Below are 22,772 nucleotides of genomic sequence, written 5' to 3' on the forward strand. Positions count from 1 at the left end.
GCCCCTTATTACTGACCGAGGGTCAGTACCTTCTGCATCATGGTCTTGGCGGTGTTCATCATCTCGGCGTTGGTCTGGAACGACCGGCTCGCGGAAATCATGTCAGCCATTTCTTCCACCACGTTGACGTTCGGGTAGTAGACGTAGCCCTTGGCATCGGCCGCCGGATGGTTCGGCTCGTAGCGCGCTTCGAGGTTGCTCTGGTCTTCGACCACGCCGAGCACCTGCACGCCTTGACCGGCTGAATCCTGGTTCTGGAACAACGAATTGCTGCCGCCGCTCTGGCCGCCCTGGAACATGGTGGCGAATACCGGGTGACGGGCACGGTAGGTCTGGTCGATGCTCGACGAGACGGTCTCGGCGTTGGCGATGTTCGAAGCCACGGTGTTCAGACGGGTGGTCTGGGCGCTCATGCCGCTGCCGGCAATGTTGAAAACGCTGGACAGGGACATGGATTATTCTCCGCGCAGGGCTGACACCAGCCCTTTGAACTTGCTGTTGAGCAGGGTGAAGCTCGCCTGGAAGTCGACAGCGTTTTGCGCGTAGTTCGACTGTTCCAGCTGGGCGTCCACGGTGTTCTGGTCGATCGACGGCTGCATCGGCGTGCGATACATCAGCGACTCGTCGCCATTGCCCAGGCCTTCAGCTTCGATGTGACGGCTGTTGGTCATGTTCAGGGCGATGGTGCCGTTGGCGTTCTTCTGGCTCTGTGCTTCGAGCACTTTGGAGAACTCCAGATCCCGCGCCTTGTAGTTCGGGGTGTCGGCGTTGGCGATGTTGTTGGCCAGCACTTCGGCACGCTGGGCGCGGAAGCCCAGAGCCTTTTCGTGAATGCCGAGCGCTTTATCGAAGCTGATGCTCATGTCGGGAACCTTCAGGTGACCGGATTTTTCGTAACAGGGTCATAGCAAGCGTCGTGCCAGTTTGAGAAAGCCCCGGATTACGGGGCTTTGCCGGGGATCGGCAATGCGGCAATGCCAGAAAAGCGGCAACCGGTTTCCGCCAGATGCCGCTTTTCTGCCGCCGCCTGCCCCCGGCAAAACCTTCAGGCATAAAAAAACGGGAGCCCCTGAGGACTCCCGTTTCTTGTGTTGCCGATCTTGATCACTTCGCCTGGTAGATGATCCCCGGGCTGCACTGAACCATCTGGTAATGATCCGGCAGACCGTTCAGCGCTTCGGAAGCGCCAAGGAACAGATAACCGCCCGGCTTCAGCGTGCTGTGGATGCGCAACAGAATGTCTTTCTTCACCTCGGCGGAGAAGTAGATCAGCACGTTGCGGCAGAACACGATGTCGAACTTGCCCAGGCTTGCGTAGCTGTCCAGCAGGTTGAACGAGCGGAACTCCACCCGGTTCTTGATCGGCGCCTTGATCACCCAGCGTCCCGGCCCTTTCGGATCGAAGTAGCGCTGCAGACGATCGGCGGACAGACCGCGACCGATCGCCAGACTGTCGTACTCGCCGGTCTTGCAGTTGGTCAGCATGCTGCCGGACAGATCGGTGGCAACGATCTGCACGCCCATTTTCAACTGACCGATGTTGGCTCGTTCGAACTCGTCGATCGACATCGACAGCGAATAGGGTTCCTGACCCGACGAGCAGGCCGCCGACCAGATCCGCAGACGCTGGTTGGGAGCGGCCTTGATCGCCTCGGGCAGCACCTTGTTCTTCAAGACTTCAAACGGATAGGTGTCACGAAACCACAGGGTTTCGTTGGTCGTCATGGCATCGACCACCTGCTCGCGCAAACCGCTGCGCGGCTGGGTCTGGATGCGCTGTACCAGCTCACCCAGGGACTTGATGCCTTGCTGCTCCATCAGTTTGTTGAGACGGCTCGACACCAGGTACTGCTTGTTTTCACCGAGCAAAATGCCACAGGCTTTTTCCAGGAAGACCCGGAACTGTTCGAAATCCAAATTACCCGTAGACAAATGATGCCGCCTCTTAAATCGTGTTGAACGCCAGGGGCAAAAGGCCCTTAGCTGATATCTGCTGCTCTGATCCGGTCGACTACCCGGGATGCCAGGTCATCAGGACGGAACTTGGCCAGGAAGTCATCGGCACCGACTTTCTTGACCATCGCCTGATTGAACACTCCCGACAACGAAGTATGCAGGATGATATGAAGCTTTTGCATGCGAGGGTCGCTGCGAATCTCGGCCGTCAGGGTGTACCCGTCCATCTCCGGCATTTCAATGTCGGAAATCATCATCAGGAACTCTTCTTCCGGCTTCTTGCCCTCGTCGACCAGCTTGCGCAGGTAATCCAGCGCCTGCTTGCCGTCGTTCAACGCCACCACTTCGACGCCGACCGTCTGCAGGCAACGCGTCACCTGCTTGCGCGCCACCGACGAGTCATCGACCGTCAGCACCCGCAACGACAATGCCTTGCTCTGGGTCTCGACATCCACCACGCCGACCGAAATCGCTTCCGGCGTCGGCGCAACTTCCGCCAGCACCTTCTCGACGTCGATGATTTCGACTAACTGATTGTCGACCCGAGTCACAGCGGTCAGGTAATGATCACGTCCAGTGCCCTTGGGCGGCGGATGAATCTCCTCCCAGTTCATGTTCACGATGCGTTCCACCGAGCGCACCAGGAAACCCTGGGTCTTGGTGTTGTATTCCGTGATGATCACGAACGGACTGTTCTTGTCTTTCAAAGCTCCGGAGCCGGTCGCCATCGCCAGATCAAGGATCGGAATGGTCGCCCCCCGAATATTCGCCACCCCGCACACGACAGGACTGGACTTGGGCATCAGCGTCAGTTGCGGGCATTGCAGCACTTCCCGAACCTTGAACACGTTGATCCCATAGAGCTGCTGACCGTCGAGACGGAACAACAACAGCTCCAGGCGATTCTGCCCCACCAGTTGCGTGCGCTGGTTCACCGAATCCATTACACCAGCCATGCCCAGACTCCTACCCCAACGCCAAGTGTTGTTGCGACGCACATTCATTGCTAAACGGCACGGCGCTTGCTTTTTAACTCGTATGAACGTTCAAACGACATTTTTCCGACGCCTGACATCTCCCCTCCGCAGAGGGCTTTGCGCGATGTCCGCCGTTTGCCTTTTTTTCGCTGGCAGCCCTGCCGGTGCTGATGCGGTTACCTTGCCTGACATGCTTATCGGCGTCACTCAGGGCTTTCTTGAATTCACCGTAGAAGACTATCTGGCTACCAGTCAAACGGAAGGTCGTTATGAAATCGAGGTCAAGCAGCTTGATCCACGCATGCGCATGCCTATGTGCGACAAGGAATTGACAGCGACACTGGAGAGTCCGGCACGTCCTCTGGGCCGTGTCACGGTCAAAGTCCGCTGCGAAGGCGCCTCCCCCTGGACGGTGTTTGTGCCCGCTCAAGTCCGCCTGTTTCGCGAGATTGTCACCACCACGCGGCCACTCAAACGCGCCGGCATCATCGAACCTCAGGACGTGACCTTGCGCGAGCGCGACGTCAGTACGATCAATCAGGGTTTCCTGACGTCGGTGGATGAAGCCATCGGACAGAAATTGACCCGACCAACGGTAGCCGACCAAGTCATTACTCTGGTGCATCTGGAACAGGCGGAAGTGGTTCGCAAGGGCGATCAAGTGGTAATCACCGCCCGCAGCGGCACCTTGGCCGTCCGAATGCCGGGCGAAGCGCTGGCCAACGGCGGCCTGAAAGAACAGATTCGCGTGAAAAACCTCAACTCCCAACGGGTCATCAAGGCGCAGGTCGTTGCGCCCGGCCAGGTGGAAGTGGCCATGTGAGCGGCGATGCAAACGGTTGCATGAACGGATATTTGAAAAGCCCCTGAGTAACCAGGCAGAAAACTGGCGCTGACCAGAGCTGTTCCCTAAACTGTGCCGCAGCAGGATCTGCAACGGCGCATGCAAGCTCATTGCTAAATGAGCCTAAAGTTTTCCAGGGGATGGCCGAGAACATGGCAAGCGTCCAAATTCCCAGAGGTTTTTAACATGGTCATCGATTTCAGCCGTTTGAACAGCTCCTCGTCACTTACGGGCAGTACACGTACCAGCAACGCCAAGGAAACCGCCGAAACCGGCACCTCCGCGCCGCTGAATACCCCGGCCGAACAGGCCAGTACCGCAAAAAGCGGGGAATCGGTACACCTCAGCAATGAGGCTCAACAGTTGCAGAAGGTCACTGACAAGCTGCGCGATCAGCCTGCCGTCGATAAAGCCCGCGTGGCCGAGTTGAAAGCAGCGATTGCCGATGGCAGCTACAAGGTCGACAGCAACCGTGTAGCCAGCAAACTGCTTAATTTCGAAGCCCAGCGCTAGGCCTCGGTCAGCGCCAGGCTTTTGGACGCTTAAAACCCAAGGCCAGCCATGCACGACACTAATTTATTGCAACTGATCACCGACGACTTTGCTCCAGCTCAACAATTGCTGGAGTTACTGCAAACCGAGTCCCTCGCCTTGCACGGTCGCGACATGCCTCTGCTGGAAGAAATTCTGGCGCGCAAACAGGCATTGATCATTCTGCTCGAACAGCATGGCCGCAAGCGCAGCGAAATCCTCGCCAGTCTCAATCTGTCGCTCGACCGCGCCGGCCTGGAACAACTGGCCAGTCAGTCGAGCATCGGCGACCAGTTGCTCAGCCAGAGCGACGTCCTCACCGACCTGATTGCCCAGTGCCAGGCAGCCAACGCCAAGAACGGCCAGTCGATCATCATGCAGCAGGCCGCCACCGCCAATCAGCTGAAAATCCTCACCGGCGGCGAGCCTCCCGCGCTCTACGATGCCAGTGGCACCTTCTCCAAACTGCAGAAACCACGCGCGCTCAGCCAGGCGTGAGGCTTTCTTCAATGCTTGCGCCCTATCAACGTGCGAAACATGCTGGCAAAATACTGGCCAGCCGTAGTCAAATTTTGTCTGGAGATTGATTTAACGTGTCCAACGTCCTCAGCGCGGATGATGCTCCGCAGCCCCCAAAGGTGCTCACCACACCTCTGGAAATCTCCAGCAACCTGCGCCAGCTGCAAGAGAGCCACGATCCGCTGATCATCACCTTCCACGAGCGCAGCCAGCGCTTCCAGAGTTACCTGATCAAGGTTGACCGGGAAACCGCCACGATTGCCCTGGACGAAATGATCCCGCGCGATGGCGAACGCTTCCTGCTCGCCGGCGAACCGTTCAAGGTCGAAGGTTTTCATGACGGCGTGCGCATTGCCTGGGAATGCGACGGCAAGCTGAACATCGAAGAATCCAGTGGCGACCGCTTCTACACCGGCGACCTGCCCACCGAAGTGGTTTACCACCAGCGCCGCAACGCCTTCCGCGCAGCCCTGAAGCTGACCGATCTGGTCAGCGTCGTGCTCGGTGGCGAAAAGCTCAAGTCACCGATCGACGGCAAGCTGCTGGATATCTCCGCCACTGGCTGCAAACTGCGTTTCGAAGGCGACATTACCGACCGCCTGCAACTGGGCCAGGTCTACGATCGGCTGATCGCCGCACCGCTGTTCGGCAACCAACCGGCCTCGGTCGAACTGCGTTACCTGCACTTCGAAGAAAAACTCAACATCACCTTCGCCGGCCTGCGCTTTCACAACATCAGCGGCCCGGCAGCACGCAACGTCGAGCGTTTCGTTTATCAGCTGCAACGCGAAGCGCGACGGTTTGATAAAGACGACTTCTGATCGGAAGGCATGAAAAACGGGCAGTCATTGCGGTGACTGCCCGTTTTTTTTATGCCCGGATCAAGGCCTGGCGGGGCTGATGTCCGGCCCTTCGCCCTCGACTGTCGAGTCGGTTGGCGTGACAGGTTCCGGCTCAGGTTCCGGCTCCGGTTCAGGAGCGACCGTATTCTGCATCTGCTCCTGCACCACCTGCTCGTCTACCCGCGGGTCAAGCGCAGCCACCAGCGGCGAACTGGACATGCTGTCCGGCATCGCCACGTGATGCAGCGGCGCATCGTCGACCTGATGCAGATTGGTCACGGCTTTCGGCCGGATCCGCCACACCAGCACCAGCGCGAAAAAGGTGAAGAACGCGTACAGGCTCTGCGGCCCGAACAGCTTCATCAGCACCCCGGCCGCCAGCGGCCCGACACTGGCACCCACGCCGTAGGTCACCAGCAACATCGCCGTCAGCGACACCCGGCGCTCGCCTTCGACATGGTCATTGGAGAACGCCACCGCCAACGGGTACAGGCAGAACTGCACCAGCGAGCAGAGGAAGCCGACCACGAACAGCACCTCCAGCGGCACCTGCGGCAGGATCGCCAGCGGTAATGCAGCGACTGCCAGAAACAGCGCAAAGCAGCGAATCAGCAAGGCCCGGTCATAACGATCCGACAACCAGCCCAACGGCCACTGCACCACCAGCCCGGCAAAAATGCAGCTACCCATGAACAGACCGACCTGTTCGGTCGACAACCCCTGCTGCGAGGCATACAGCGGCGCCAGACCGTAAAACGAACCAATGATCAGCCCGGCCCCGAGCACGGTGCTCAGCGACTGCGGCACACGCTTGATAAAGAAACGCGGCTCCATCGGCGCCGGATGCAACGGCGCCGGGTGAATCCGCCGGGTCAGCGCCACCGGCACCAGACACAGGGCGAAGCACAGCGCGACCAGCATCAGCAGTTCCAGGCCAAGGCCCGGGTGCATGACCAGAATCAGCTGACCGAGCACCAACCCCAGATACGACGCGATCATGTAGCCGCTGAACACCAGACCGCGCTGATTGGCGTCAGCCTGCTCGTTCAGCCAGCTCTCGATGACCATGTATTGGCACATCATGCCGAGGCCAACGATGGTCCGCAGCACCAGCCAGGCCGGCAGCCAGTCCACCAGACCATGACCGAGCACCGCCGCGCCGACGATCCCGGCACACGCCGAGTAGGCACGGATATGCCCGACCCGGGCAATCAAGCGGTGACCGATCTTGCCGCCCAGCACCAGACCGAAATAGTTGGCCGCCATCAGCGCACCGACCCACAACCCGTCGACATGGTCGGCCGCCAGACGCAACGCCAGATAAGTAGAAAGAAGGCCCGAGCCGATCAACATCATCAGCGAGGCGAAATACAGCGCTCGAAAGGATTTCCAGATTTGGCGCATCGGCGTTCCGAGCGGCTCCTTGCGGTAAGTATCGGGCTATCAAACGATAGCCCGACGGCGACATTTCGTCAGGCCTGGGCAGCTAGAACACGGCGTTCCCAGGGAGTGATTTCATCAAAGAAACTGGTCAACTCCATGGTCTTCGAAGCGACGTAGCCTTCGATGAACTCCGTGCCGAACAGTTCCTTGGCCAGCTGACTGCGCTTGAGACGTTCGAGCGCCGCGTGCAAGGTACACGGCAGCGAAAGATGGTCCGGGACTTCGAACTCGCCCTGAATCGCTTCGCTTGGCTCAAGCTCATGCTCGATGCCGTACAAACCGGCGGCCAGGCTCGCGGCAATCGCCAGATACGGATTGGCATCAGCGCCCGGCAAGCGATTCTCGACCCGGCGCGCGACCGGCGAACTGGCCGGAATACGCAGACCGGCGGCGCGGTTGTCGTGGGACCAGCAGGCGTTATTCGGCGATGCAAACGGATGGCACAGACGCTGGTACGAATTGACGTTCGGCGCAAACAGCGCGGTGAAATCAGCCATACCCGCCTGCTGCCCGCCGATGAAGTGGCGAAACATTGCGGTCGGCTGACCGTCCGCGTCGCTGAACACATTCTTGCCGCTGCCGATTTCGACGATGCTCTGGTGAATGTGCATCGAACTGCCCGGCGTGTGCGCCAATGGTTTGGCCATGCACACCACGGTCAGACCGTGCTTGAGCGCGACTTCCTTGAGCAGGTGCTTGAACAGGAAGGTCTGGTCGGCCAGCAGCAGCGGATCGCCGTGCAGCAGGTTGATCTCGAACTGGCTGACGCCCATTTCGTGCATGAAGGTATCGCGCGGCAGACCGAGGGCCGCCATGCATTTATAGACTTCACTGAAGAACGGTCGCAGGCCGTTGTTGGAGCTGACACTGAACGCCGAGTGGCCGTCCTCGCGACGACCGTCGCGGCCGACTGGCGGCTGGAACGGTTGGGTCGGGTCGGTGTTCGGTGCGAACACAAAGAATTCGAGTTCGGTCGCCACCACCGGCGCCAGACCAAGGGATGCGTAGCGGGCAATGACTTTCTTGAGCTGGCCACGGGTCGACAGGTTGGAGCTCTCGCCGGTCAGCTCGTCGGCATCACAGATGGCAAAGGCCCGTGGTTCGTCACTCCATGGCAACGGATGGATCTGCGCCGGATCAGCCACCAGCGCCAGGTCACCGTCATCGCTGCCATAGAATCTGGCGGCGGGATAACCACCCATGATGCATTGCAGCAGCACCCCCCGGGCCAACTGCAAACGCCGCCCTTCGAGGAAGCCCTCGGCGGTCATTACCTTGCCACGTGGCACGCCGTTCAAATCCGGCGTGACACATTCAATCTCATCAATGCCCGTCAATCGCTGCGCGAGTGAACGCTGGCCATCGGTTGTCATGACGCAATCCTTGTTATTGTGCGAGCCGCGAACGGCGACCCGGACAAAATAGGCTTCGGCTGTTCGGAATATCAAGCAGCAGCCAACAAAAAGAATTCCGGTCGATGAATCCGTGATTCAGGGCAGGTAAATACTGAACACGCCGCCGCCCAACGGGCCGCCATTACGGATCTCGGTCCGGCCACCCACACCGTTGCGCTGATGCAGCGCAGCGATGCGCCCGGCGAAGTACAGACCAAGGCCAGTGCTGCCACTGCTGTGGTTGATGCCCTGCACGTAATCGGACTGGCGCTCGAGCATTTCGGCCGGATAACCGTCGCCGTCGTCATTGATGCTCAGCACCAGTTGCCCGGCCTCGTCGCTGACGGTGATCAGCAGCGATTCACGGGCGTAGCGGATCGCGTTGTTGATGCAGTTGCCCAGCACTGAGGCGATCAGTTCGCGGTCGAAAAAACCCAGGGGACTGAGCGGATCGACTTCGTAAGTGGCGATGATTCCACGGCTGGCGAACACTTCCTGATGCGCCGCCAGTTGCGCCTCGATGAAATCGTCCAGCTCGTGATAGGCCGGCTGCAACGGCATCTGGTTGACCCCGAGCTTGTACAGTCCGAGCAACTGCACCAGCATGCCGTTGAGGTGAGCGAACTCGAAGTCGATCACGCCCTGCTCCGCCCCTTGGCGCTGCGCCTCGGGCAGACGCGCCAGCCATTGGCTATGGGCCTGCATCAGCATCGCCAGAGAGTTCTTCATGTCGTGCACGGTGGAGGCAATCACCGTGGAAAAATCCAGTGCCTGCTCGTCTTGGTTCATTCGCCAAACGCCTTGCTTTTCAGCTTCTGATAACGCGGATAACGCGCGTCGGTATCGGGCATCATGCCCACCAGTTTCAGGCAGGCCCGACATTCTTCCAGCTCCGCCGACGGCACACTGGTGTCGGTGCCGTGCAGCAGCGACTGGGCCATGTTCAGCGCAATACTGATGTTCTTCGGTTGCATCTTCAGCGCCTTGCGGAACACCTCGCGGGCCTCCACCAGGTTGCCGGTCTTGTACACGCGCACGCCCTGACGGTTGAGGTCGGCGGCCGCATTACTTGAGCTGAGAATAGTCGGGTCATCGGTGAGCTTGGCGATGTCTTTCATCACCGCCGGGTCATCGCCGTAGATCTCCGCGCAACTCTTGAGCATCGACGTGCCCGCCTCGGCCTGACCGAGCATCTGCAATTGCTTGGCCACCAGCAACGCAGCCTCGGGGCTCATGAACTGCTCCATGCCGTCGAGGCGCATCAGCGCTTGTTCGGTGAGTTTTTCGGCGGTCTCGGCATCGTTGAGCAACAGGCTGGTGGCCTTCATCAGGCGCGCGCGAATTTGCAGGCCCGGATCGGTCGGGTTTTCCTTGGCCACTGCGCTGAGAGTGGTGTTGATCTCAAGACGCGTACGGGTATCGAGCCCGCGCTCGCTACCCTTGCTGATCAGCGCGTGCGCCAGGCCTAGATTGCTTTCCGGATCCTTGAACCGCGATTGCGCGCCCTGATTCACCGCCTGGCGATAAGCCCGGGAGGCGGTGTCGAAATCTTCGTTGGCCATCGCCAGCTTGCCCAGCAACGCCTGACGACGCACCGCGAGCGGCGACAGACGAATCGCCTCCTCCAGCACTTGCTGCGCGCCTTTGGTATCGCCCTCGGCGACCAGCACGTCGGCCATCCCGTCATACAGCGCTGGCATCATCGGAAAGACCTTCAGGGCTTTTTCGTAAACGCCCTTGGCCTGACTGACCTGCCCGCGCTTGAACAGCAACTTGCCCAACCCGGCAAAGGCCCACGGCAACGGCCGGTCGGCGATGATGCTGTCGTAAAGGCGCTCGAGCGCTTCGTTCTGGTTCATGTCGCGCAACGCATCTGCGCGATAGCGCAGGCACAGCGGCGAATAACGGATGTCCTGCTTGCACAGGGCGATACAGGCGTTGAGCACCTCGACCGGTTTGCCACGGTCGAGGGCTTGCAGAATCGGCTTGAGCAACGTCTTGCGCTGCTCCAGACGCTCCAGGCGCTGAGCCAGGCCAGAGCGGTTGAACGGCTTGGTCAGATACGCGTCGGGCTCGTGCTCCAGAGCACTGAGCACCATCGCCTGACTGGTTTCGGCCGTCACCATCACGAACACCGCTTCGTGGCTGATCAGCTTCTCCATCATCAGGTCTTCCAGCACCTGCTGACCGTTCTTCTTGCCGTCGCCGAGGTGGAAGTCCTGGAGGATGAAATCGTAGGACTTCTGCGCACACATTTTCAGCGCCTGCTCACCGGTGTCGGCGGTGTCCACATCCTTGACGCCCAACTCGCGCAACATCGAACGCACGGAACTGCGGAAATCCGAGAAATCATCGACGATCAGAAAACTCTTTTGGTGATACGACAGCATCGAGGATTTCCAGGCAATTGAAGAAGATGGTCCATTTCCAGGCGCGCAGATGATAGCTGCCGGCCAAATGCTATCAAGCGATTTCGCGCGACTCTGAAGTCACCGAACGGGTTATCGGCCGGATCAGCGGTTCTCTTGAAGCGAGGGTTCAAGATTCGTTGTACAGGGGTCGGCACATCGATTGGCAAAACTGAGGAAGGCGCCGAGACGTTCCATGACTTTTCCAAGCAGCAAAAAGCCCCGCCAGATTACTCTGCTCGGGGCTTTTCAATAGATGGTGTCCCAGGGCAGGTTCGAACTGCCAACCTTCCCCTTAGGAGGGGGATGCTCTATCCAATTGAGCTACTGGGACACAGGACTGCCGGTGCGACAGACGGCGTGCATGTTAACGGCCAGGCCCTGATTTGTCATGTCGTCCGCAGGGCTTTTTAAGTGTAGGCAGGCGCCCTGCAAGGGTGCCGGACGTTTTACCGTGCAATTTGCATCAACGCAGAAAGCCATCATTGCAGATTGCAATGCACCCTCTCCGAAAAACTCTTCTAAATGCTTGTTTTTAAAGGACTTAACAGCAGTTAGACTATTGGCACGACGGCTGCTTTACCGGTTCTTATACAAGAACAGTCGGAGACTCGTCTCATGAACAGCGCCCTCGTGTTCGCAAACGCAATCGCACTGGCCGTCCTGGTGGGCTTTCACTTCGTCCCCGAGGACAACGAGAAAGTGGCCGGGCGCATGCCGCATTACCTGCAAGTGCAGAAGGCGCCGCAATGGGCGGTGTTGAGCGATCAGAGCTTCGCCCCGCAAGCGGTCAGCGAGTCTGAACAGGCGTTGCCGGCGCATTCGACTGAACGTCTGGTTTTTTGAATATCTTCAGGAGTACAGCATGTCCAAGTCAGCTGCGGGGTTTCTGATCCTCGCCTTATTGAGTGGCCTCGGGCATTTTTCGCTCTTCGAGGAAACCGAAATATCCCTGCCCCTGATCGCTTGCGGCGTGTTTTCGGCACTGTTCGTACTGGCGCTGGTGGCCGGGCGCAAGATCAAGTTTGATCCGGTATTACGCTAAACCTGACCAGCTCCAGCAAATGATTGACCGCGTCGGCCAGGTCGCCCGAGTTATCGATCAGGTGCACAGGGCTGTCGGTTGAACGCCTCTGCTTGAACAACGTGTTGCGGGCCAGCCGCGCATCAATCTGCTCACGCGTCTCCCGGCCACGCCGGAGCAGGCGCTCACGCAGGACATCATCTTGAACCGTCAGCAACACCGGCACCAGCGTCGGATAGCTTTGCTGCGCTTGCCGAAGGTTCGCCCGAGAGCCGTTCACCAGGACGTGTTTACCGGCTTTCAACCATTGATCCATTTCCACTGGAATCCCGTAGGCGAGACCGTTGGCCTCCCACGCCAGCGAAAAATCGCCGGCGCGCTGACGTTGCTCGAACTCCTGCGGCGTCACGCCGATCGCATCCTCGCCAACGGATTCGGCCGAACGGGTGATCACTCGTCGCATGATTTCGCAGTTCAACGCCCGCAAGGGTTCACGCGCAGCCTCGATCAGACTGTCCTTGCCGGAACCGGAAGGCCCCATGAGGTAAATCAGCCTGCCATCCATCCTGAAAACGCCCTCCGACGGGCACTTGCCCCTAGTAAATCGGCCATTTGCCACTATCCTGTAAAAGGTAAGGAACAACGATTCAACCCGCATAGCATGCACGTTCTGCCTCCTTCGGGCATCAGTCGACATGCTTCAGGACGCGGTCAGCGATACGGGCCGAAGCTTTCTTTTCAAACCAGTCCGCATTTCTGATAATTGGTGCTGGCATTACGCCTTTACCCGGATCAATATTTGTCACAGAATTGACGCCAATGATCTGGCAATTTTGAGGCATGATGCGCGCCTCTTAACAATTCAGGTTGAACCATTTGGCGCGGATGCTTGTCCTACCACACATCCTGCGGCCAATCCCGAGAACCGCTCCCCTGAACTAACCGGTTAAATATATGCGCCCATTGAAACAGGCAATTTATTCCAGCCGTACGGCTGACAAGTTCGTCGTACGTCTGCCAGACGGAATGCGTGAACGCATTGCCGAGGTGGCTCGCAATCATCATCGCAGCATGAACTCCGAGATCATTGCGCGCCTTGAGCAGAGTCTTATTCAGGAAGGCGCACTGGGCGAAGAGCTGAGCATGCGCCTGGACAGCCCGGAGCTGTCGCTGCACGAACGCGAGTTGCTGCAACGCTTCCGCCAACTCTCCCATCGCCAGCAGAACGCGCTGGTTTCTCTGATCGCCCACGACGCCGAAATGGCCGCAGACGCATCCTGAGTCAAACCGAACATCTCAAGCCAGCATGAATGCTGGCTTTTTTTTGCCCGTAATTTGAGCTTTTCAGGGACGAAAAAAAGCCCGCCAATCGGCAGGCTGTTTCAATGCAGTCGGTCAGAGCAGGAAGATCGTCGCCAATCCCAGGAAGATGAAAAAACCACCACTGTCGGTCATGGCCGTAATCATCACGCTGGCGCCCATCGCCGGATCGCGGCCCATCTTCGCCAGCGTCATCGGGATCAACACCCCCATCAGCGCCGCCAGCAAAAGGTTCAACGTCATGGCAGCCGTCATCACCACACCCAATGACCAACTGCCGTACAGCATGTAGGCGACCACACCGATCACCCCACCCCAGACCAGGCCGTTGATCAACGCGACGGCCAGCTCTTTGCGCATCAGGCGTGAGGTGTTGCCGGTGCTGACCTGATCAAGCGCCATGGCACGAACAATCATGGTGATTGTCTGGTTGCCGGAGTTACCACCAATACCCGCTACGATCGGCATCAGCGCCGCCAGGGCCACCAGCTTTTCGATCGAACCTTCGAACAGGCCGATCACACGCGATGCGACGAACGCCGTGATCAGGTTGATCGCCAGCCACGCCCAACGGTTGCGCAAAGACTTCCAGACGGAGGCGAAGATGTCTTCCTCTTCACGCAGACCCGCCATGTTGAGGACTTCGCTTTCGCTCTCCTCACGAATCAGGTCGACCATTTCGTCGATGGTCAGACGGCCGATCAGCTTGCCGTTCTTATCGACCACCGGGGCCGAGATCAGGTCATAACGTTCGAACGCCTGAGCGGCGTCGTAGGCGTCTTCGTCCGGGTGAAAACTCACCGGGTCACTCGCCATGACTTCGGAAACCTGTTTCTCCGGGTCATTGACCAGCAAACGCTTGATCGGCAGCACGCCCTTGAGCACGCCGTCGTAGTCGACCACAAAGAGCTTGTCGGTATGGCCCGGCAGCTCTTTCAGTCGACGCAGGTAACGCAGCACCACTTCGAGACTGACATCCTCACGGATGGTCACCATCTCGAAGTCCATCAGCGCACCGACCTGCTCCTCGTCGTAGGAGAGAGCCGAACGCACACGCTCGCGTTGTTGCTGATCCAGAGTCTCCATCAGCTCATGGACGACGTCTCGCGGCAGCTCGGAGGCCAAGTCAGCAAGTTCGTCGGCATCCATGTCCTTGGCCGCAGCCAGGAGCTCGTGATCGTCCATGTCGGCGATCAGCGTTTCACGGACAGAATCGGATACTTCGAGAAGAATGTCGCCGTCGCGGTCGGCCTTGACCAGTTGCCAGAGCGTCAGACGATCGTCGAGCGGCAGGGCTTCAAGAATGTAGGCGACGTCGGCGGAGTGCAGATCATCGAGTTTGCGTTGCAGCTCGACGAGGTTTTGCCGGTGGACCAGGTTCTCGACCCGGTCATGATGCGGGCCTTCCTGGCGATGAGTCAGGTCTTCGACGACCCGCTGGCGCTGCAGCAGCTCGACGACCTGAGCCAGGCGATCCTGCAGGCTTTCCTGTGTTTTCTTTACTTCGATTTCGGACATAGGCGAACTCCACTCCCAGCAGCGGGGCACGCCGGAAGGATCAATCAGTCAATTCATGATTGGTGAAACGGGCTACTGAATAACTACTGGGTAAGTCCATGGAGGTTTTCCATAAGCCCCGGCGGGGCTGACGGGCGCAATGATACACCGCATGACGGTTTTAAACGTTAAAAAATCGTGTCTGAAACAAGCGCTTGCGAGACAAAGCTGAGCGCTGTCCTGATCCTTCAGACTGCGACGACTCATTCTGAAAAGAAAACACACCGGCGGTGAAAAAACTGCCGGCTACGCTTGAAGAGGATCGTCACGGAGGACGCCGAATGCCATCGAAAACATCCCGACTCATGCTGACCACCCTGCTCTGCCTGCCCGCCATCGGGAGCGCAACCACACTTCATCGCTGCGAAGCTTCTGATGGTAGCGTCACATTCACGACGCTGACCTGTGCGAACGATGAACACCTTTCATTGCAGGAAGTACGACCCTACTCGCCTGGTTCGACCGTGGCACTGATACCCGAAGCCCGTCACGAAGAAATATCGGGCATGAATATCAGAAAACGAGAAATGACCGTCGTCGGGCGCACTCACGACAAATGTGGAGATCTGATCGACGCACGACAGAAACGCGAGGCGATCATCAATCAACGAATCATCGCCGGCATGAGCCAGCAGGACGTTGAGAGCGCTCTGGGCAAACCCGACAAGGTAAATATCCGCAATTCGGCAACAAGCTATCGTTACGACCTCAAGCGAGGGCGCAGTGCTCAAATCGATTTTGATGAAAAAGGATGCGTGACGGGAAAAGCCAAATCCCGGACAGCAAAAAGCCCGCGTTAAACGCGGGCTTTTCGATATATGGTGCACTCGACAGGATTCGAACCTGTGACCGCTCGGTTCGTAGCCGAGTACTCTATCCAGCTGAGCTACGAGTGCAATTTGTGTTTTTAGACCAGACCACAACTGGCTGTAACCAAGTCATCTGCATTGCTGCAACCGACTCTTAAATGGTGCACTCGACAGGATTCGAACCTGTGACCGCTCGGTTCGTAGCCGAGTACTCTATCCAGCTGAGCTACGAGTGCAATTTGTGTTTTTAGACCAGATCACAACTGGTTGAAGCCGAGTCATTTACATCGCTGCAACTAACTCTTAAATGGTGCACTCGACAGGATTCGAACCTGTGACCGCTCGGTTCGTAGCCGAGTACTCTATCCAGCTGAGCTACGAGTGCATTTGTTGCGCCGCATTATAGCCCGTCTAATCTCTATTCCAACCACTTTTTCTATAAATTTCAATAACTTACAGAAGAAGCCAGATTACAACGTACTAAGCAAATAATGGCGGAGAACGGGGGATTCGAACCCCCGACACCCTTTTGAGGTGTACTCCCTTAGCAGGGGAGCGCCTTCGGCCACTCGGCCAGCTCTCCGCAACACGGGGCGTATATTAACCACCTTCTTCCCCGTTTGCAAACATAAAAATCGATAAAAATTAATGGCTTGGTTCTTCGTCCTTCTCTTTCTTTATACGCAGATAGATTTCTTCACGGTGCACGGCCACCTCTTTCGGGGCATTGACGCCGATACGCACTTGATTTCCTTTAACGCCGAGCACGGTCACGGTGATTTCGCCATCACCGATAATCAGGCTTTCTGCGCACCGACGAGTCAGAATCAGCATACCTTTCTCCTCACGCGAATCATTTCAGGGACAACAGTCTGCAAAAAAAAGGCACCCGACCTACAACCGGAGCGATCGTAGCCCTACATGCCTGAGTATTGACCAGCGCGAGCAAAAGAACAGTTAAGGGCTCACGCCATTCAAAAAATAAAGGGCGCGGTCAGACCGCGCCCTTCAGACAACGCATCACTCGCCCTGACGGGCCGGAGCGTCGAGTTCGAAAGCCGTGTGCAGGGCGCGCACGGCCAGTTCCAGGTACTTCTCTTCGATCACCACGGAAACCTTGATTTCCGAGGTCGAGATCATCTGGATGTTGATGCTTTCCTTTGCCAGGGATTCGAACATGCGGCTGGCCACGCCTGCGTGGGAGCGCATGCCGACACCGACGATCGAGACCTTGGCAATCTTGGTGTCGCCAACCACTTCACGGGCACCGATCTCGCGAGCGGTGTTTTCCAGCACGGTCTGCGCGGACTGGTAGTCGTTGCGGTGTACGGTGAAGGTGAAGTCGGTGGTGTTATCGTGCGCGACGTTCTGCACGATCATGTCGACTTCGATGTTCGCGGCACTGATCGGGCCGAGAATCTTGAACGCCACGCCCGGGGTGTCTGGCACGCCACGGATGGTCAGCTTGGCTTCATCGCGGTTGAAAGCGATGCCGGAAATGATCGGCTGTTCCATGGTTTCCTCTTCATCAATAGTAATGAGGGTGCCCGGACCCTCCTTGAAGCTGTGCAGTACGCGCAGCGGAACGTTGTACTTGCCGGCGAACTCCACCGCGCGGATCTGCAACACCTTGGAACCGAGGCTGGCCATTTCCAGCATCTCTTCGAAGGTGATCTTGTCCAGACGCTGAGCAACGGACACCACGCGCGGGTCAGTGGTGTAGACACCATCGACGTCGGTGTAAATCTGGCACTCGTCAGCCTTCAGCGCAGCGGCCAGCGCCACGCCGGTGGTGTCGGAACCGCCACGACCCAGGGTCGTGATGTTGCCGTGTTCGTCGACGCCCTGGAAACCGGCGACCACAACCACGCGACCGGCCTTCAGGTCGCCGCGAATCTTCTGATCATCAATCTGCAAGATACGCGCTTTATTGTGCGCGCTGTCCGTCAGGATCCGCACCTGGTTGCCGGTGTAGGACACCGCCGGCACACCGCGCTTGATCAACGCCATGGCCAACAGGGCGATCGTCACCTGCTCACCGGTGGAAACGATCACATCCAGTTCACGGGGAACCGGTTGATCTTCGCCACTGATTTGCTTGGCCAGATCGATCAGACGGTTGGTTTCGCCGCTCATTGCAGACAGCACAACCACCAGGTCATCGCCGGCATCGCGGAATTTCTTAACCTTGTCGGCGACCTGCTCGATTCTCTCGACAGTGCCGACCGAGGTGCCTCCAAATTTCTGTACGATCAAAGCCATTTCAAAGCCGCCTCTGCCCATGAAGGGCGCCCAATAATCACTCAAACAGCCGCCCGGCCCGCCACTAGACTGCGGGCCCGACGGGCCGTCTTATAAACCCTGCTCGACGAATGGAACGGTCAGCGCCAGAGCGCCATCCAGTGCGCCGGCGTCGACACCGCCGCCCTGCGCCATGTCCGGACGACCACCGCCCTTACCGCCCACTGCCGCAGCAGCCTGTTTCATCAAATCACCGGCTTTGAGTTGGCCAGTCAGGTCCTTGGTTACGCCTGCAACCAGTACGACCTTTTCCTCATGGACACTGCCGAGCAGGATCACTGCGCGGCCGAGTTTGTTTTTCAGCTGATCGACCAGCGCCAGCAGCGCCTTGCCGTCCTGACCATCCAGGCGCACGGCCAGCACTTTCACGCCCTTGACGTCCACGGCCGAGGCCGACAGATCGTCGCCTGCAGCGGCGGCGGCCTTGGCCTGCAACTGCTCGAGCTGCTTTTCAAGCGCGCGGTTGCGCTCCAGCACAGCCGACAGCTTGTCGATCAGGTTGTCGCGGCTGCCCTTGACCAGGCTGGCCGCTTCCTTGAGTTGTTCTTCAGCAGCGTTCAAGTAAGCCAGAGCCGCTGCGCCGGTGACGGCTTCGATACGACGCACGCCCGATGCCACACCGCCTTCGCTGATGATTTTCAGCAGACCGATGTCGCCGGTACGGTTGGCGTGGATACCGCCGCACAGCTCGACGGAGAAATCACCGCCCATGCTCAGCACGCGCACATTGTCGCCGTACTTCTCGCCGAACAGCGCCATCGCGCCTTTCTGCTTGGCGGTTTCGATGTCGGTTTCTTCGGTTTCAACGGCGGAGTTCTTGCGGATCTCGGCGTTGACGATGTCTTCCAGCGCCTTGATCTGCTCCGGCTTGATGGCTTCAAAGTGGCTGAAGTCGAAGCGCAGGCGCTGACTGTCGACCAACGAACCTTTCTGTTGAACGTGATCGCCCAGCACTTTGCGCAACGCAGCGTGCAGCAAGTGAGTAGCCGAGTGGTTGAGCGAAGTGGCGTGACGCACGTCGGCTTCGACGTGGGTTTCCACCGGCGCCCCAACGATCAGGCTGCCCGACGCCAGCACGCCGTGGTGCAGGAACGCGCCGCCGGTCTTGGTGGTGTCGCGCACGTCGAAACGGCTGTTGCCGGCCTGCAGGTAACCGCAATCGCCAACCTGGCCGCCGGATTCGGCGTAGAAAGGCGTCTGGTTCAGAACCACAACGCCTTCCTGCCCTTCGCTCAAGACATCTACGGACTGACCGTCTTTATAGAGGGCAACGACTTTCGCCGAACCGCTGGTGGCGTGATAACCGGTGAACTCAGTGTCCACGTCAACCTTGACCAGGCTGTTGTAATCCAGGCCGAACGAGCTGGCGGAGCGGGCACGGACGCGCTGGGCTTCCATTTCACGCTCGAAACCGGCTTCGTCGATGGTCAGGCTGCGCTCGCGGGCGATGTCCGCGGTCAGGTCCATCGGGAAACCGTAGGTGTCGTAGAGTTTGAACACCACGTCGCCCGGAACCACGTCACCTTTGAGCTCGGCCAGATCCTGCTCAAGGATCTTCAGGCCCTGCTCCAGGGTCTTGGCGAATTGCTCTTCTTCGGCTTTCAGTACGCGCTCGATGTGCGCCTGTTGGGATTTCAGCTCAGGGAAGGCATCGCCCATCTCGGCCACGAGTGCGGCAACGATCTGGTAGAAGAAGCTGCCCTTGGCGCCCAGCTTGTTGCCGTGACGGCAAGCGCGACGAATGATCCGGCGCAGCACGTAGCCGCGACCTTCGTTGGACGGCAGCACGCCGTCGGCAATCAGGAAGCCGCAGGAACGGATGTGGTCAGCCACGACTTTCAGCGACGCCTGATTGTCGTTGCTGCAACCGATGGCCTTGGCCGAAGCGGCCAGCAGGCTCTGGAACAGGTCGATTTCATAGTTCGAGTGAACGTGCTGCAGCACGGCACTGATCCGCTCAAGGCCCATGCCGGTGTCCACCGACGGGGCTGGCAGCGGGTGCAACACGCCATCGGCGGTGCGGTTGAACTGCATGAACACGTTGTTCCAGATTTCGATGTAGCGGTCGCCGTCTTCTTCCGGCGAGCCCGGCGGGCCGCCCCAGATGTCGGCGCCGTGATCGTAGAAAATCTCGGTGCAAGGACCGCACGGGCCGGTATCGCCCATGGTCCAGAAGTTGTCGGACGCGTATGGCGCGCCTTTGTTGTCGCCGATGCGCACCATGCGCTCGGCCGGCACACCGACTTCCTTGGTCCAGATGTCGTAGGCCTCGTCATCGCTGGCGTAGACGGTGACCCACAGCTTTTCCTTCGGCAGGTTCAGCCACTTCTCGGAGGTCAGGAAGTTCCAGGCGTAGGTGATGGCATCACGCTTGAAGTAGTCGCCGAAGCTGAAGTTACCCAGCATTTCGAAGAAGGTGTGGTGACGGGCGGTGTAACCGACGTTTTCCAGGTCGTTGTGCTTGCCGCCGGCGCGCACGCATTTCTGGCTGGAGACGGCGCGGGTGTACGCGCGCTTTTCCTGGCCCAGGAAGCAGTCCTTGAACTGGTTCATCCCCGCGTTGGTGAACAGCAGGGTTGGGTCGTTGCCCGGAATCAAAGAGCTGGAGGCTACACGGGTGTGGCCTTGCTCTTCGAAGAAGCGAAGGAAGGCTTCACGGATTTCTGCGCTTTTCATTAGGTTCTTCCACGGAGGCTGCGGCCAAAGGCCTGTACGAAACGTCAACAGACGAAACGACGGCAAAGGGCCGCATTATATCGGCCCTGCGCGCGGGGTACAGCGTGTTTATACGATAGAAACGGTCAATTGGGTGGCTAACGCTGTCACTTGCGCGAAAACTCGACGAATGTCGCGACCACTTGCTCGATTTGCGCGCGGTTGACGTCCATGTGCGTGACCATTCGCAGCCGCGCGGCAGCGCTCAATTTGATCCCGCGCTCGGCAGCGAATGCCTTGATCGCATGGGCACGATCACCCATCTGCACGTAAACCATGTTGGTCTGCACCGGCTCGACACTGAAACCGGCCTCGCGCAAGCCTTCGGCCAGCAACTGCGCGTTGGCATGGTCATCCGCCAGACGCTCGACGTTGTGATCCAGCGCATACAGCCCCGCCGCCGCCAGCAATCCGGCCTGACGCATGCCGCCACCGACCATTTTGCGCAGACGCCGGGCCTTTGCAATCAACGCCGACGAACCGCACAGCACCGAACCGACCGGCGCGCCGAGGCCTTTGGACAGGCACACCGAGACCGAATCGAAATACTGGGTGATTTCCCGGGCATCGACCCCGAGCTTGACCGCCGCGTTGTACAGCCGCGCGCCGTCCAGATGCAGCTGAAGGCCATGGCTCTGAGTGAACTGACGGGCACGGGCCAGATACTCCATCGGCAACACTTTGCCTTGCATGGTGTTTTCCAGCGCCAGCAGACGGGTGCGGGCAAAGTGGAAGTCGTCAGGCTTGATCGCCGCTGCCACCTGATCCAGGTCCAGCGAGCCATCGGCCTGCACTTCCAGCGGCTGCGGCTGGATCGAGCCGAGCACCGCCGCGCCGCCGCCCTCGTACTTATAGGTGTGCGCCTGTTGACCGACGATGTATTCGTCGCCGCGCTCGCAGTGCGCCATCAACCCCAGCAGGTTGCTCATGGTGCCGGTCGGGACGAACAGCGCCGCAGCAAAACCCAGCCGTTTTGCCAGTTCGGTCTCCAGACGATTGACCGTCGGATCTTCGCCATACACGTCGTCGCCGGTATCGGCGCGAGTCATCGCATCGAGCATGGCGGGAGTCGGTTGGGTGACGGTGTCGCTGCGAAGATCGATAACGCTCATGAACCTGGCCTCTGGTCAGCAGGGGAAATCCCTTTACGAAGACGAATTACTGCGGGCATGGCGCGGATTAATCAACCCTTGAGCAAGGAAAAGTCGTTTGTGTGCTTCGAAAAACTCGATGGCAATCATCACAAAGGCGCAATGCACTGCCCGGAAATCTGTGTTAAAAACGCTGCGCCGCCCGATAAAGGGCAGCGAAACGTTCTCAGGGCGGGGTGCAATTCCCCACCGGCGGTAATTGCGCGCAATGCGCATAGCCCGCGAGCGCTTGGTGACGTACACGGCAAATGCCGTGAGCGGCGGCAAGGTCAGCAGACCCGGTGTGATTCCGGGGCCGACGGTCACAGTCCGGATGAAGAGAGAACGGGATTGACGCCAAAGGGCCGTCCGCCGTATTCGTGCGAGCGTGCGTACCCTTGAATCCCTTTCGATTCATAACGCCCTGTTTTTCACACAAACAGGAGTCAGAACATGCAACCCACCGCTATCGACAGCAAAAGCAAACACCCTCACGGCGAGCGCGTCGCGTTCATCCAGGCCTGCTGGCACAAGGAAATCGTCGACCAGAGCCGCAAGGGCTTCCTCGCCGAAATGATCGCTCAGGGATATCAGGAATCGGACATCGATTTCTTCGAAGTCGGCGGCGCCTTTGAAATGCCTCTGCACGCCAAGCTGCTGGCCAAGACCGGTCGTTATGCCGGTATCGTTGCCGCCGCCCTGGTGGTGGACGGCGGAATTTACCGTCACGAGTTCGTTGCCCAGTCGGTGGTCAGCGGCCTGATGCAGGTTCAGCTGGAAACCGAAGTGCCGGTGTTCTCGGTGTCGCTGACCCCGCACCACTTCCATGCCGGCGAAGAACACCAGAAATTCTTCTTCGAGCATTTCGTGCACAAGGGTCAGGAAGCGGCGAAGACCTGCGCCGATACGCTGCAGAAAGTGCGTGCGTTGCGCCGCACCGAGCCGCGCGCTGTTGCGGTCTAAGCATCATAAAAAAACTGCCATGATGTTCCCACGCTCTGC

At 58.8% G+C, this 22,772-nt stretch carries 24 protein-coding genes, 5 tRNA genes and 1 riboswitch; of the genes, 9 read left to right on the forward strand and 20 right to left on the reverse strand.

The window, feature by feature from the left end:
* Nucleotides 1–8: 8 nt before the first annotated feature.
* From flgC to CAF73_RS00100, 4 genes are all read right to left on the reverse strand, one after another.
* A complete protein-coding gene (gene flgC, locus CAF73_RS00085; protein ID WP_085701578.1) occupies nucleotides 9–452 on the reverse strand; it encodes a flagellar basal body rod protein FlgC in 444 nt (147 codons plus the stop codon).
* Nucleotides 453–455: 3 nt separating this feature from the next.
* A complete protein-coding gene (flgB, locus tag CAF73_RS00090; protein WP_085697064.1) occupies nucleotides 456–863 on the reverse strand; it encodes a flagellar basal body rod protein FlgB in 408 nt (135 codons plus the stop codon).
* A 241-nt stretch (nucleotides 864–1,104) separates the two neighbouring features.
* The gene (cheR, locus tag CAF73_RS00095; protein ID WP_085697065.1) at nucleotides 1,105–1,932 is read right to left on the reverse strand and encodes a protein-glutamate O-methyltransferase CheR; all 828 of its coding nucleotides are present in this window, start codon (nucleotides 1,930–1,932) and stop codon (nucleotides 1,105–1,107) included.
* A 47-nt stretch (nucleotides 1,933–1,979) separates the two neighbouring features.
* A complete protein-coding gene (locus CAF73_RS00100; RefSeq protein WP_085697066.1) occupies nucleotides 1,980–2,912 on the reverse strand; it encodes a chemotaxis protein CheV in 933 nt (310 codons plus the stop codon).
* A gap of 82 nt (nucleotides 2,913–2,994) precedes the next feature.
* Between CAF73_RS00100 and flgA the strand changes: the two genes are divergently transcribed.
* The 4 genes from flgA (at nucleotide 2,995) to CAF73_RS00120 (ending at nucleotide 5,648) form a co-directional block, all read left to right on the forward strand.
* Complete coding sequence (flgA, locus tag CAF73_RS00105) at nucleotides 2,995–3,756, forward strand: flagellar basal body P-ring formation chaperone FlgA (protein WP_085701579.1); 762 nt, start codon at nucleotides 2,995–2,997, stop codon at nucleotides 3,754–3,756.
* Between the two features lie 207 nt (nucleotides 3,757–3,963).
* A complete protein-coding gene (flgM, locus tag CAF73_RS00110) occupies nucleotides 3,964–4,290 on the forward strand; it encodes a flagellar biosynthesis anti-sigma factor FlgM (RefSeq protein ID WP_007960324.1) in 327 nt (108 codons plus the stop codon).
* 48 nt (nucleotides 4,291–4,338) lie between these two features.
* Complete coding sequence (locus CAF73_RS00115) at nucleotides 4,339–4,806, forward strand: flagella synthesis protein FlgN (RefSeq protein WP_085683591.1); 468 nt, start codon at nucleotides 4,339–4,341, stop codon at nucleotides 4,804–4,806.
* Nucleotides 4,807–4,901: 95 nt separating this feature from the next.
* Nucleotides 4,902–5,648, forward strand: coding sequence for a flagellar brake protein (locus CAF73_RS00120; protein WP_085697068.1), 747 nt, complete (start codon nucleotides 4,902–4,904; stop codon nucleotides 5,646–5,648).
* A 60-nt stretch (nucleotides 5,649–5,708) separates the two neighbouring features.
* Here the strand turns inward: CAF73_RS00120 and CAF73_RS00125 are convergent, their stop codons facing one another.
* From CAF73_RS00125 to CAF73_RS00145, 5 genes are all read right to left on the reverse strand, one after another.
* A complete protein-coding gene (locus tag CAF73_RS00125) occupies nucleotides 5,709–7,073 on the reverse strand; it encodes an MFS transporter (protein WP_085701580.1) in 1,365 nt (454 codons plus the stop codon).
* Nucleotides 7,074–7,141: 68 nt separating this feature from the next.
* On the reverse strand, nucleotides 7,142–8,383 hold the full coding sequence (locus tag CAF73_RS00130; RefSeq protein WP_176247696.1) for a glutamine synthetase family protein: 1,242 nt from the start codon (nucleotides 8,381–8,383) through the stop codon (nucleotides 7,142–7,144).
* Between the two features lie 219 nt (nucleotides 8,384–8,602).
* The gene (locus tag CAF73_RS00135) at nucleotides 8,603–9,295 is read right to left on the reverse strand and encodes a sensor histidine kinase KdpD (protein WP_007960318.1); all 693 of its coding nucleotides are present in this window, start codon (nucleotides 9,293–9,295) and stop codon (nucleotides 8,603–8,605) included.
* Complete coding sequence (locus CAF73_RS00140) at nucleotides 9,292–10,896, reverse strand: tetratricopeptide repeat-containing response regulator (protein ID WP_085697072.1); 1,605 nt, start codon at nucleotides 10,894–10,896, stop codon at nucleotides 9,292–9,294. Before CAF73_RS00140 ends, CAF73_RS00135 begins: the two co-directional genes overlap by 4 nt.
* A gap of 275 nt (nucleotides 10,897–11,171) precedes the next feature.
* Nucleotides 11,172–11,248: transfer RNA gene (locus CAF73_RS00145), tRNA-Arg, on the reverse strand.
* A gap of 284 nt (nucleotides 11,249–11,532) precedes the next feature.
* Here CAF73_RS00145 and CAF73_RS00155 point away from each other — a divergent pair.
* Both CAF73_RS00155 and CAF73_RS00160 read left to right on the forward strand, forming a co-directional pair.
* Nucleotides 11,533–11,760, forward strand: coding sequence for a hypothetical protein (locus CAF73_RS00155; protein ID WP_085701582.1), 228 nt, complete (start codon nucleotides 11,533–11,535; stop codon nucleotides 11,758–11,760).
* Nucleotides 11,761–11,779: 19 nt separating this feature from the next.
* Entirely contained in the window at nucleotides 11,780–11,959 is a 180-nt protein-coding gene (locus CAF73_RS00160) for a PA3371 family protein (protein WP_085701583.1), read from the forward strand.
* Here the strand turns inward: CAF73_RS00160 and phnN are convergent.
* Together phnN and CAF73_RS30090 are read right to left on the reverse strand one after the other, a co-directional pair.
* The gene (gene phnN / locus CAF73_RS00165) at nucleotides 11,934–12,503 is read right to left on the reverse strand and encodes a phosphonate metabolism protein/1,5-bisphosphokinase (PRPP-forming) PhnN (protein ID WP_085701584.1); all 570 of its coding nucleotides are present in this window, start codon (nucleotides 12,501–12,503) and stop codon (nucleotides 11,934–11,936) included. The two genes, CAF73_RS00160 and phnN, sit on opposite strands and share 26 nt — an antisense overlap.
* Before the next feature lie 121 nt (nucleotides 12,504–12,624).
* A complete protein-coding gene (locus CAF73_RS30090; protein ID WP_176247691.1) occupies nucleotides 12,625–12,780 on the reverse strand; it encodes a hypothetical protein in 156 nt (51 codons plus the stop codon).
* A 112-nt stretch (nucleotides 12,781–12,892) separates the two neighbouring features.
* Here CAF73_RS30090 and CAF73_RS00170 point away from each other — a divergent pair, with 112 nt between their 5' ends.
* The gene (locus CAF73_RS00170; protein ID WP_003178899.1) at nucleotides 12,893–13,219 is read left to right on the forward strand and encodes an Arc family DNA-binding protein; all 327 of its coding nucleotides are present in this window, start codon (nucleotides 12,893–12,895) and stop codon (nucleotides 13,217–13,219) included.
* A 114-nt stretch (nucleotides 13,220–13,333) separates the two neighbouring features.
* On the opposite strand, the gene mgtE is transcribed toward CAF73_RS00170, so the two are convergent.
* Complete coding sequence (mgtE, locus tag CAF73_RS00175) at nucleotides 13,334–14,776, reverse strand: magnesium transporter (RefSeq protein WP_011335525.1); 1,443 nt, start codon at nucleotides 14,774–14,776, stop codon at nucleotides 13,334–13,336.
* 320 nt (nucleotides 14,777–15,096) lie between these two features.
* Here mgtE and CAF73_RS00180 point away from each other — a divergent pair, with 320 nt between their 5' ends.
* Nucleotides 15,097–15,615: a cell envelope protein SmpA gene (locus tag CAF73_RS00180; protein WP_085701585.1), complete on the forward strand. Its 519-nt coding sequence runs from the start codon at nucleotides 15,097–15,099 to the stop codon at nucleotides 15,613–15,615.
* A 19-nt stretch (nucleotides 15,616–15,634) separates the two neighbouring features.
* On the opposite strand, the gene CAF73_RS00185 is transcribed toward CAF73_RS00180, so the two are convergent.
* The 8 genes from CAF73_RS00185 to ltaE all read right to left on the reverse strand — a co-directional run bounded on the left by CAF73_RS00185 (nucleotide 15,635) and on the right by ltaE (nucleotide 21,752).
* A tRNA-Arg gene (locus CAF73_RS00185) sits at nucleotides 15,635–15,711 on the reverse strand.
* 72 nt (nucleotides 15,712–15,783) lie between these two features.
* Nucleotides 15,784–15,860 (reverse strand) — tRNA-Arg (locus tag CAF73_RS00190).
* A 72-nt stretch (nucleotides 15,861–15,932) separates the two neighbouring features.
* Nucleotides 15,933–16,009 (reverse strand) — tRNA-Arg (locus CAF73_RS00195).
* A 107-nt stretch (nucleotides 16,010–16,116) separates the two neighbouring features.
* Nucleotides 16,117–16,207 (reverse strand) — tRNA-Ser (locus CAF73_RS00200).
* Between the two features lie 62 nt (nucleotides 16,208–16,269).
* On the reverse strand, nucleotides 16,270–16,458 hold the full coding sequence (gene csrA, locus CAF73_RS00205) for a carbon storage regulator CsrA (RefSeq protein ID WP_002554426.1): 189 nt from the start codon (nucleotides 16,456–16,458) through the stop codon (nucleotides 16,270–16,272).
* 186 nt (nucleotides 16,459–16,644) lie between these two features.
* The gene (locus CAF73_RS00210) at nucleotides 16,645–17,886 is read right to left on the reverse strand and encodes an aspartate kinase (protein ID WP_007951048.1); all 1,242 of its coding nucleotides are present in this window, start codon (nucleotides 17,884–17,886) and stop codon (nucleotides 16,645–16,647) included.
* Nucleotides 17,887–17,976: 90 nt separating this feature from the next.
* The gene (gene alaS / locus CAF73_RS00215) at nucleotides 17,977–20,601 is read right to left on the reverse strand and encodes an alanine--tRNA ligase (RefSeq protein ID WP_085683602.1); all 2,625 of its coding nucleotides are present in this window, start codon (nucleotides 20,599–20,601) and stop codon (nucleotides 17,977–17,979) included.
* A 146-nt stretch (nucleotides 20,602–20,747) separates the two neighbouring features.
* Entirely contained in the window at nucleotides 20,748–21,752 is a 1,005-nt protein-coding gene (gene ltaE, locus CAF73_RS00220; RefSeq protein WP_085701586.1) for a low-specificity L-threonine aldolase, read from the reverse strand.
* A gap of 197 nt (nucleotides 21,753–21,949) precedes the next feature.
* Nucleotides 21,950–22,121, forward strand: a riboswitch (FMN riboswitch).
* A gap of 102 nt (nucleotides 22,122–22,223) precedes the next feature.
* Here ltaE and CAF73_RS00225 point away from each other — a divergent pair.
* Nucleotides 22,224–22,733, forward strand: a complete 510-nt coding sequence (locus CAF73_RS00225) for a 6,7-dimethyl-8-ribityllumazine synthase (RefSeq protein ID WP_039772077.1) — start codon at nucleotides 22,224–22,226, stop codon at nucleotides 22,731–22,733.
* The last annotated feature ends 39 nt before the right edge of the window (nucleotides 22,734–22,772 follow it).

Source organism: Pseudomonas sp. B15(2017) (assembly GCF_002113215.1).
Taxonomy (GTDB): Bacteria; Pseudomonadota; Gammaproteobacteria; order Pseudomonadales; family Pseudomonadaceae; genus Aquipseudomonas.

Excerpts from the sequence above, each read along its gene's own strand:
- flgC (WP_085701578.1), bottom strand. The coding sequence starts at position 452 with ATGTCCCTGTCCAGCGTTTTCAACATTGCCGGCAGCGGCATGAGCGCC.
- flgM (WP_007960324.1), top strand. The coding sequence starts at position 3,964 with ATGGTCATCGATTTCAGCCGTTTGAACAGCTCCTCGTCACTTACGGGC.
- flgA (WP_085701579.1), top strand. The coding sequence starts at position 2,995 with ATGAACGTTCAAACGACATTTTTCCGACGCCTGACATCTCCCCTCCGC.
- CAF73_RS00160 (WP_085701583.1), top strand. The coding sequence starts at position 11,780 with ATGTCCAAGTCAGCTGCGGGGTTTCTGATCCTCGCCTTATTGAGTGGC.
- CAF73_RS30090 (WP_176247691.1), bottom strand. The coding sequence starts at position 12,780 with ATGCCTCAAAATTGCCAGATCATTGGCGTCAATTCTGTGACAAATATT.
- phnN (WP_085701584.1), bottom strand. The coding sequence starts at position 12,503 with ATGGATGGCAGGCTGATTTACCTCATGGGGCCTTCCGGTTCCGGCAAG.
- CAF73_RS00180 (WP_085701585.1), top strand. The coding sequence starts at position 15,097 with ATGCCATCGAAAACATCCCGACTCATGCTGACCACCCTGCTCTGCCTG.
- CAF73_RS00225 (WP_039772077.1), top strand. The coding sequence starts at position 22,224 with ATGCAACCCACCGCTATCGACAGCAAAAGCAAACACCCTCACGGCGAG.
- CAF73_RS00100 (WP_085697066.1), bottom strand. The coding sequence starts at position 2,912 with ATGGCTGGTGTAATGGATTCGGTGAACCAGCGCACGCAACTGGTGGGG.
- CAF73_RS00115 (WP_085683591.1), top strand. The coding sequence starts at position 4,339 with ATGCACGACACTAATTTATTGCAACTGATCACCGACGACTTTGCTCCA.
- CAF73_RS00135 (WP_007960318.1), bottom strand. The coding sequence starts at position 9,295 with ATGAACCAAGACGAGCAGGCACTGGATTTTTCCACGGTGATTGCCTCC.
- ltaE (WP_085701586.1), bottom strand. The coding sequence starts at position 21,752 with ATGAGCGTTATCGATCTTCGCAGCGACACCGTCACCCAACCGACTCCC.
- CAF73_RS00140 (WP_085697072.1), bottom strand. The coding sequence starts at position 10,896 with ATGCTGTCGTATCACCAAAAGAGTTTTCTGATCGTCGATGATTTCTCG.
- CAF73_RS00125 (WP_085701580.1), bottom strand. The coding sequence starts at position 7,073 with ATGCGCCAAATCTGGAAATCCTTTCGAGCGCTGTATTTCGCCTCGCTG.
- flgB (WP_085697064.1), bottom strand. The coding sequence starts at position 863 with ATGAGCATCAGCTTCGATAAAGCGCTCGGCATTCACGAAAAGGCTCTG.
- mgtE (WP_011335525.1), bottom strand. The coding sequence starts at position 14,776 with ATGTCCGAAATCGAAGTAAAGAAAACACAGGAAAGCCTGCAGGATCGC.
- CAF73_RS00155 (WP_085701582.1), top strand. The coding sequence starts at position 11,533 with ATGAACAGCGCCCTCGTGTTCGCAAACGCAATCGCACTGGCCGTCCTG.
- CAF73_RS00170 (WP_003178899.1), top strand. The coding sequence starts at position 12,893 with ATGCGCCCATTGAAACAGGCAATTTATTCCAGCCGTACGGCTGACAAG.
- CAF73_RS00210 (WP_007951048.1), bottom strand. The coding sequence starts at position 17,886 with ATGGCTTTGATCGTACAGAAATTTGGAGGCACCTCGGTCGGCACTGTC.
- CAF73_RS00130 (WP_176247696.1), bottom strand. The coding sequence starts at position 8,383 with ATGACCGCCGAGGGCTTCCTCGAAGGGCGGCGTTTGCAGTTGGCCCGG.
- alaS (WP_085683602.1), bottom strand. The coding sequence starts at position 20,601 with ATGAAAAGCGCAGAAATCCGTGAAGCCTTCCTTCGCTTCTTCGAAGAG.
- csrA (WP_002554426.1), bottom strand. The coding sequence starts at position 16,458 with ATGCTGATTCTGACTCGTCGGTGCGCAGAAAGCCTGATTATCGGTGAT.